Raw genomic sequence first — 1,101 nt, forward strand, 5'->3', positions numbered from 1 at the left:
GGGCCTTCCTCGCCTCACACGTGTTCTTCCCGCGGCTGGACCACGACGAAGCCGCCGTCGCCCTCGAAGCGCATCTGGTAGCGCTCGCCGGACTCCTGGCCGATCATGTCCGAGAGGCTCCGGTTGACCTCCACGTCCGGCGAGGTGCCGCCCCACGCGACGGTCGCGCTCGGGTCGGTCGCCACCGGCGGCTCCAAGACGATCGGGTCGCCGTGCGTGGTGAGCGCGACGTACCCCGGTCCTTCGAGGTAGACGTTGCTGAAGCCGCCCGCGAGCGCGCCGGCGAGGCTGTCGATGGCGCTGACTTCGTAGGAGAGCGACTCCTCGAACGCCAAGACGTCCTCGCCGTTGACCGTGATCGACTCGCCCGCGCCGAGTTCCACCACCTGTACCTTCTTGCCGTCGTCCGCGAAGTAGACGTGGCCGTCGCCCTCGACGGCCATGATCGGCGTCCCCTCGCCGGTGGCGGCCTCCTTGAGGAAGCCGGTGATTCCGCCCTCCGCGGAGGCCTTTCCGGTGAACGACACGTCGCCCGTGTACGCCACCATCGAGCCCGCCTTCGCCATGACGGTGCCGGCGACCTCGACGTCGAGGGTGTAGCTGTTCTCGCGCTGGAACGGTTCCGCGCTGTCCGTCGGTGCGTTCTCTGCGGTGAACTGGTCTAAGTTCATGGTGCGGGGACCGAACCGTCCGGTTCGGCTGTCTGATGATCCCGCGGTATCGGTTAAGAATCTACGGGAGAGTCAAGGACACCTCTCGGGGACAGAGACGCGACGCGTCCCCGTTCGGTACGCGACCGCGGCCTCAGTACACGACCAGCGAGAGGTACAGCTGTCCGACCCCTGCGACGATCATCACGGCGCCCGCGATCCGCTTGAGCAGTCCCGCGTGGGCCATCACCCGATTGGCGTTGCTGACGAGGCCGACTCCGGTCGCGACGGTGGTCGCGGCCATCAGGACGGCGACGGTGCCGGCGTAGACCCCGAGGACGAGGACGGCGGTCTCCGACGGGAGCGCGATCGCACGGGCGACGACGCCGAGGAACACCGGCGCCACGCAGCCCACCCCGGCAAGCGCGTACCCCGCGCCGAAGACGCCGAA

At 68.8% G+C, this 1,101-nt stretch carries 1 protein-coding gene and 1 pseudogene; both read right to left on the reverse strand.

What is annotated here, in order from left to right; translation table 11 throughout:
- Window positions 1-14: 14 nt before the first annotated feature.
- Window positions 15-671 carry an AIM24 family protein gene (locus tag U4E84_RS18335; RefSeq protein WP_322533494.1) on the reverse strand — a complete coding sequence of 219 codons (657 nt, stop codon included), beginning with the start codon at window positions 669-671 and terminating at the stop codon, window positions 15-17.
- 133 nt (window positions 672-804) lie between these two features.
- Window positions 805-1,101: pseudogene (locus tag U4E84_RS18340) on the reverse strand (cytochrome C biogenesis protein); the annotation flags it as partial.

This window comes from Halorubrum sp. AD140, from assembly GCF_034497445.1.
Taxonomy (GTDB): Archaea; Halobacteriota; Halobacteria; order Halobacteriales; family Haloferacaceae; genus Halorubrum.

What these genes read in the sequence shown, in the direction of transcription:
- U4E84_RS18335 (WP_322533494.1), bottom strand. Translation starts at nt 671, where the DNA reads ATGAACTTAGACCAGTTCACCGCAGAGAACGCACCGACGGACAGCGCG.